The following is an 8068-nucleotide window of genomic DNA, read 5'->3' as shown; positions in this document are numbered from 1 at the left end:
GGAATGGCGCTTTGGGGATATTCCTCAAAGCATTGCGAGATACCGCCAGTGTCGATGGTTCTGCCGTCACACTGCTATGAACGGTTTTCCCAGCTTTTGCCGGGAATTGCCGGGCTTGATGTATCTGCATTGTCATATCAAATCCGTTTTATTGAACATAAAAAAATTCTCCAATCGTCATAACTACGCTCATCTTTGTAATTCTCTCTCCTCCTGACTCCTGACTCCTGACTCCTGACTCCTCCTGGCTTAACCATTCTATGGCTGTTTAACCGGATTTGATATCATTATTTTTGTTACGAGGCACAGCAGTGGGAGCATCTTGCTCCCGTGCCAGGTATTCCTTTTTCCTGTATACCATTACTATGGAAGACTACCAAACTTTCTTCTTCTTTCTTAAATTATAAAATTTTCAATATGACTCATATAGTAATTATTGGATGTGGAATTATTGGGGCAGCGATCGCCTATCAACTCAGTAAAATTGAAGGGTTAAAAATTACGGTATTGGACAAACAAGCACCTGCTCAAGGTTCTACTGGTGCTGCTTTGGGGGTGTTGATGGGGGTAATTAGCCACAAAGTTAAAGGCAGACCTTGGAAAATGAGGCGCATGAGTGTCCAGAGCTATCATAATTTAATTCCTGAGTTGGAAGCAAAAATAAATCGCCCTATTTCTCATAACCGTGATGGTATTTTATTGTTGTGTTTGCCTGGGGATGACTTAGATAGGTGGAAAAGATTAATAGATATTCGGCAAGCAGATGGTTTACCATTGGAAATGTGGGATATTGCTCAATTGCGCGATCGCTCTCCTCAGATCGAGACATCTGAAGTTACAGCGGCTATTTATTCTCCTCAAGATTTCCAAATTAACCCGGTGGAGCTTACCTTAGCTTTAGTGGAAGCTGCTCAACAAAATGGGGTGAATTTTCATTTTGGAGTAACAGTTGCGGAATATAATACTATAGCGCTACCAAAGAATGAATATCGTTGTCAGCAAATACGGACAAAAAGTCTAGACTCAACTAAAAAAGCTCCTGTTTTGGGGGATGTAAATTGGTTAGTTGTGGCTGCGGGGTTGGGGTCTTTGCCATGTTTGCAAGGAATAAAAGATGGTAAGTTGAGGTCTCTACAACTGAAGCGTAAATCAAATCTTGACCAGAGATTTACTATTGTGCCAGTGTTAGGTCAAGCTTTACATCTGCAAGGGCGATCGCCTCTAGGAAATCTAGATTTTCAGCCAGTGATAATTGGGGATGATGTGAATATTGTACCAGTGGGGGAAAATGAATATTGGGTGGGAGCAACAGTAGAATTTCCTGATGATGCAGGTGAGGTGGTAGCGGACTCTAGTTTATTGGATAGGGTGATGGAGAGAGCTATTAGTTTTTGCCCGAGTTTAGCAGATGCAACGGTGTTAAGAAAATGGTCTGGTTTGCGACCGCGTCCGGAAGGTCAAGCAGCACCTGCTGTTGGTTATTTGGAAGGGTTTCAGAATGTGTTGTTGGCAACAGGTCACTATCGGAATGGGGTGTTATTAGCTCCTGCAACTGCGGAAGCTGTGGAGAAAATGATTGTGAAAAAGTAAGCGAAGAAGGAAGAAGGAAGAAGGAAGAAGGAAGAAGGGTTAGAATGATTTGATTTGGACAAATTAGCTTTTCATAACCAGATTTGGTATTAGTCATCTTTAGATGACTTCTGCTTTGAGCCAAGAAATTTATTTCTTGGCGGATAACATAGCGGGTAACATAGCGGATAACATAGTTCGCCAAGTTCGCCAAGTTCGCCAAGTTCGCCAAGGATTGAAATCCTTGGCTAATAGTTTAAGTCATCTGAAGATGACTCTTGAGGAGTATGCAATCTTTTTATAGCAATGTGCGCTGGCATATTTACAAATTGCAGAAATTATCCAATAACTAAAAGCCTTATATTATACGCTTTTTATTCCCTCTGTTGCCTGTTGCCTATTGCCTGTTGCCTGGGCGCAGCGCTATATATTGTAGTTAATCAGTCCAATTTGATATAAGAAATACCCTAGCTATGCAGATTTGACATAATATTTATTTTACTCCTATAAATTCTTCCTAATTTTTTTTATAATGAAAAATAACTAAAATATAAGAGATTAAATAATTATGATTGAATGGTTAATTACTTGGGGAGCTACTCAAGCGGCTGGATTTATTGCTAAGGAAGTTATTGGAGAATTAGCGAAAGGTGCTGCTGAAGATTACGTTAAAGATTTTTTTAAACAATGTCTTTCTGATAGTATTAGTCGCATAACAAAGAAAGAACCTTTACAAAAAGCTACAGCAGAAGCAACTAAAGAATTTTTAGAATTACTAGAGGAAGAATTGGAAGATGTTGGATTGGATGAAAGTCAATTAGAGGAGTATATTAAACCCTTAGAACAGTTTATTAAAAATAAGTCGGTTTTAGAAATTCTAGGCAGTGCTTTTGATAATAATGTACAAATTTTAGATACTAAAAAATTAGCTACTATTGGGAATCAAATTAACCCATCTTTACCAGATGATTTTGACTGGGAATTAGTTACTAAACCGTATCAGAGAAGGGTGAAAAAGATTATTCGAGAGTCAGATGAATTACGAGAAATATTAAATTCAGAATATCTGGAGCAACTGGCAAATCAAATTGAAATCAAACCAGAATTTGACTTAAAAAAACATCAAGAGGGAATTCGGGAAAGATACGGCAATCTTAGATTAGACAGTTTAGATACTAAAGGTCTTGCCTATAATGTCAAATTATTGCGAATGTTTATTCCTCAAAAAGTACGGGAGACTCAAGAATTTCTGCCTCAAGTTCATGAAATTCCGAAAGAATATCAGCAGCGATTAAGAGAGACTGGGCAGTTAGAAGCGGAACTTTCTCAAAAACAATTAGAAAGTCTCCGGCGCAAATATTTTGAGCAGCAGACTCGCTCGGTTTTAGAATTAGTAGAAAACAACAAATATAAATATTTAGTAATCTTGGGCGACCCCGGTTCTGGTAAATCTACTTTGTTACGATATATAGCTCTTGAGTGGACAAAATTATTACCGAAGGATTTGCCTTTACATCCAATTCCTATATTAATTGAACTACGGATTTATATTAGTAACTATAATAGTAATAAGTGTAAAAATTTTCTAGATTTTCTAGAACAAGGTAATGGAGTTATTTGTCGTCTCCCTCAACGGGAACTTCATGCTAAATTACAAAATGGTGAAGCTATTGTCATGTTTGATGGGTTAGATGAAGTTTTCGATCCTGCCCAACGAGAAGTAGTAATAACTGATATTCATCGGTTTACTAATGACTATAAAAAGGTGCAAGTTATTGTAACTTCGCGGGTGATTGGTTATAAACCACAAAGACTCCGAGATGCTGAATTTTATCATTTTATGTTGCAAGATTTAGATGAGGAACAAATTGAGGTTTTTATAAAACGTTGGCATGAACTTACTTATAACAATGAGGAAGAAGAAGAAAAGAAGTGGAGAAAGGAGCGCTTATTACAAGCCATTAAGGGTTCTTCAGCTATTAAGGAAATCGCTGGAAATCCTCTATTATTAACTATGATGGCTATTATGAATCGTAATCAAGAACTGCCAAAAAATAAAGCCGATCTCTATGAAAATTCTTCGGAACTTTTGTTAAAGTGGGATGTGGAAAGGGCGCTTCGTAGACAGGAAATTGAGTTAATTAATCTTGACTATATAAAAGTTAAAGATAAGCAGAAAATATTGCGCCGAATTGCTAATTTTATGCAGGGAAATCAAGAAGGTTTTGCTGGTAATTTAATCCATGAAGATGATGTAGAAAGAATTATCAAGGAATATCTAGAAAGTAAAAGTATAGGTATTAAAGATGCAATAATTATAGCTAGAGCGCTGGTCAGAGAATTACGGTATCGAAATTTTATTTTGTGTTTTGTTGGGGCTGAATATTATGCTTTTGTGCATCGAACTTTTTTGGAGTTTTTCTGTGCTTGGAGTTTTGTTTGGCAGTTTAAGGAAACACAGGAAACTTCAATAAATAAATTGAAAGATGATGTTTTTGGGAATCATTGGCGGGATGAAAAATGGCATGAGATTTTGCGGTTAATTGCAGGAATGATTGATGCTAAGTTTGTGGGAGAAATTATTAATTATTTGATGGAACAAGATGGGGAAAAGGAAAAATTTATGAATTTATTTTTGGCGGGTAAATGTTTGTTTGAAGTGGACGAACCTCAGAATATTGATGAGATAGCTTTCGAGTTATTGAATAAGTTAAAAGCTTTGACAAATTATAATCTTAATAATATTGATTGTGATAGTGAAATTCGTACTCAAGCTGTAGAAATTGTGGCAGCAACTTGGGGAGATAGTCGTTCAACTGAGACTGAGATTAAGACCTGGCTCAATCATCTTGCAGAATCTCATAATGATTTGAATGTACGACAAAGAGCAAGAGAAGAATTAGCTACCTGGAAAAATGACTGATAAATTTGAAATAATTCAGCCACAAATACTCCTATTTTTTGTGCATAGAATGTCGAGAGGTTAAATAATTATGATTGAAAAGTTAGTTACTTGGAAATCTACTCAAGAGGTTGATTTTTTTACGAAGGAAGTTATCAGAGAATTAGCTAAACGTGCGCCTGAAGACTACGCTAAAGATTTTTTTAAATTGCTTTTTTACCTAAATGGTAGCCTTGTAAATACAAAGCCTTTAGAAAAAGCAACTGTAGAAGGAATTAAAGAGTTTTTGCAATTAGTAAAGCAAGAATTAGAAGAAGTTGAGTTAAATGAAAGTAAATTAGAGCAGTATATTGACCCCTTAGAAAAATTTATTAAAAATAAGTCAGTTTTAGAAATTTTAGGTAGTGCATTTGATAATAATTTTGAACTTTTAGATACTAAGACATTAGCTACTACCTGGAATCATATTAATCCACCTTTACCAGATGAATTTGACTGGGGTTTTGTTGCCAAGAAGTATCGGAGAAGGGTTAAAAAGATTATGCGAGAGTCTGATGAATTAAAAAAAATATTAGATTCAAAAAATCTGGATAAATTAGCGAATAAAAACACTAAAATTCAAATAGATTTTGACCTAAAAAAACATCAAGAGGGTATCCGAAAACAATATGGCAATCTGAGATTAGAAAGTTTAGATACAAGTGGTTATGGTTATAATGAATTGAAATTGTGGCGAATGTTTATTCCTCAAAATGTGCGGGATTCTCAAGAATTTCTGCCTCAAATTTATGAAATTCCGAAAGAATATCAGCAGCGATTAAAAGAGACTGAGCAGTTAGAGATACAACTACCTAAAGAACAATTAAAAAGTCCCCAACACAAATATTTTGAACAGCAAACTCGCTCGGTTTTAGACGTAGTAAAAGATCAAAACTATAAATATTTAGTTATTCTGGGAGACCCTGGTTCTGGCAAGTCTACTTTATTACAATATATCGCTTTGCAATGGGCAGAATTACCTCTGAAAGATTTGCCTTTAAAGCCAATTCCTCTATTAATTGAACTGCGGACTTATATTCGTAACCATGATGCTAATAAATGCGAAAATTTTTTGGACTTTATAAAAAAAGGTAGAGGTGTAGTTTGTCATTTACCTCAACAAGAACTTCATGTAAAATTACAAAATGGTGATGCAATTGTGATGTTTGATGGGTTAGATGAAGTTTTCGACCCTGCGAAACGAGAAGAGGTAATTACTGATATTAAGCGGTTTACAAATGTCTATAACAAGGTGCGGGTTATTGTTACTTCGCGGGTGATTGGTTATAAACCACAAAAACTCCGGGATGCTGAATTTTGTCATTTTATGTTGCAAGATTTGGAGGATAAACAAGTTGAGGATTTTATTCAACGTTGGCATAATCTGACTTATTATGATGAGACGGAAAGGGAGAGGAAAAGGGAAAGGTTTAAACGGGCAATTAATGATTCTTCAGCTATTAAGCAATTGTCAGGAAATCCACTGTTATTAACTATGATGGCTATTTTGAATCGTCATCAAGAATTGCCGAGAGATAGGACAGAACTTTATAATCAAGCTTCGCGGGTTTTATTACAGCAGTGGGATATGGAACGAAAACTGGTTGATGCGAAACTTGAACCGATAACTATTGACTATAAAGATAAACAGGAAATTTTGCGTCGAGTAGCTTTTTTTATGCAGAGAGATAAAGGAGGTTTGTCTGGTAATTTAATTTCTGAAAATGATTTAGAAAAGATTATTAAAGATTATCTTAAAAGCGTAGATATTAATGATACAAAAACTGTGACTAATGTGCTGATCGAACAGTTGCGGACTCGGAATTTTATTTTATGTTTTGTTGGGGCTGAATATTATGCTTTTGTGCATCGAACTTTTTTGGAATATTTCTGTGCTTGGAGTTTTGTTTGGCAGTTTAAGGAAACACAAACTATTTCAATGGATGGGTTGATCGATGATGTTTTTGATAAGCATTGGCAGGATGAAAAATGGCATGAGGTTTTGCGGTTAATTGCTGGTATGATTGATGCTAAGTTTGTGGGAGAAATTATTAGTTATTTAATGGAGCAAGATGGGGAAGAGGAAAAATTTATGAATTTATTTTTGGCTGGCAAGTGTTTGTTTGAAGTTAGGAGTCGTCAGAGTATTGGTGATGTGGGAAATCGGTTATTAAATAGGTTAAAAGATTTGAGTGGGTATGACATTGACTATTTTGACGAACCTTATGACAGTTACTCTAAAGAAATTGATCAGAAAAATGTGGCCTTAGTTAGCGAAATTCGTACTCAAGCTGTGGAAGTGGTAGCTGCAACCTGGAGGAATGATCCTTTAACCTATACTTGGCTCAAACAAAGGGTAGAGTCTGATGAGAATTGGGATGTGCAACGGGAAGCGGTGCGACAAATAGCTACTGGTTGGAAACATGAGCCGGAAATTTTAGATTTACTCAAACAAAAGCTAGAGCCTAACAATGATTCAAGTGTGCGACGGGAAGCAGTGCGACAAATAGCTACCGGTTGGAAACATGAACCGGGAATTTTAGAGTTACTCAAACAAAAGCTAGAGTCTGATAAAAGTTCGAGTGTGCGACTTGAAGCACTGCGACAAATAGCTACTGGTTGGCAAAATGAGCCGGAAATTTTAGATTTACTCAAACAAAAGCTAGATTATAACGATGATTCAAGTGTGCGACGGGAAGTGCTGCGACAAATAGCTACTGGTTGGAAACATGAGCCGGAAGTTTTAGATTTACTCAAACAAAAGCTAGAGTCTGATGATAATTCAGATGTCGGCTTTGAAGTAGAATCTGATGATGATTTGGATGTCGGTTTTGAAGTAGAGTCTGATGATGATTCGGATGTGCCCTTTGAAATAGAGTCTTATAATAGTTCGAGTGTGCGACTGGAAGCACTGCAACAAATAGCTACTGGTTGGAAACATGAACCGGGAATTTTAGAGTTACTCAAACAAAGGCTAGAGTCTGATAACAGTTCGAGTGTGCGACTGGAAGCGGTGCGACAAATAGCTACTGGTTGGAAACATGAACCAGGAATTTTAGATTTACTCAAACAAAGTGTAGTGTCTGATGATGATTGGCAGGTGAGAGTTGAAGCACTGCGACAAATTGCTACTGGTTGGAAACATGAACCGGGAATTTTTGAATTACTCAAACAAAGTGTAGTGTCTGATGATGATTGGCAGGTGAGAGTTGAAGCACTGCAACAAATAGCTACTGGTTGGAAACATGAACTGGGAATTTTTGAATTACTCAAACAAAGTGTAGTGTCTGATGATGATTGGCAGATGAGAGTTGAAGCGGTGGGACAAATAGCTACTGGTTGGAAACATGAACCGGGAATTTTAGATTTACTCAAGCAAAAGGTAGAGTTTGATGAGAATTGGAATGTGCAATTTGAAGCGTTGCGACAAATAGCTACTGGTTGGAAATATGAAGCGGGAATTTTAGAATTACTCAAACAATGGGTAGTGTCTGATAATAGTTTGGATGTGCGAGTTGAAGCACTGCGACAAATAGCTACTGGTTGGAAACATGAGCA

The 8068-nt window shown here is 36.6% G+C and carries 4 protein-coding genes; all 4 read left to right on the top strand.

Annotated elements, in window-relative coordinates; translation table 11 throughout:
- The coding region (locus F6K54_RS35340) for a hypothetical protein (protein WP_293088405.1) at positions 1-183 on the top strand (183 nt) is incomplete at its 5' end.
- 234 nt (positions 184-417) lie between these two features.
- On the top strand, positions 418-1590 hold the full coding sequence (locus F6K54_RS35335) for an FAD-binding oxidoreductase (protein WP_293088402.1): 1173 nt from the start codon (positions 418-420) through the stop codon (positions 1588-1590).
- A gap of 547 nt (positions 1591-2137) precedes the next feature.
- Complete coding sequence (locus F6K54_RS35330) at positions 2138-4492, top strand: NACHT domain-containing NTPase (protein WP_293088400.1); 2355 nt, start codon at positions 2138-2140, stop codon at positions 4490-4492.
- A 70-nt stretch (positions 4493-4562) separates the two neighbouring features.
- Positions 4563-8068: HEAT repeat domain-containing protein (locus F6K54_RS35325; RefSeq protein ID WP_293088398.1), on the top strand; the 3506-nt coding region annotated here is incomplete at its 3' end.

It is taken from the genome of Okeania sp. SIO3B5 (genome assembly GCF_010692555.1).
In the GTDB taxonomy this organism is placed as follows: Bacteria; Cyanobacteriota; Cyanobacteriia; order Cyanobacteriales; family Microcoleaceae; genus Okeania.
Note: the sequence above shows the minus strand (reverse complement) of the source record. Positions and strands in the feature narration are given on the sequence as shown.

Bases quoted from the DNA above. Each gene is read 5' to 3' on its own strand.
- F6K54_RS35330 (WP_293088400.1), top strand. From the start codon at position 2,138: ATGATTGAATGGTTAATTACTTGGGGAGCTACTCAAGCGGCTGGATTT.
- F6K54_RS35335 (WP_293088402.1), top strand. From the start codon at position 418: ATGACTCATATAGTAATTATTGGATGTGGAATTATTGGGGCAGCGATC.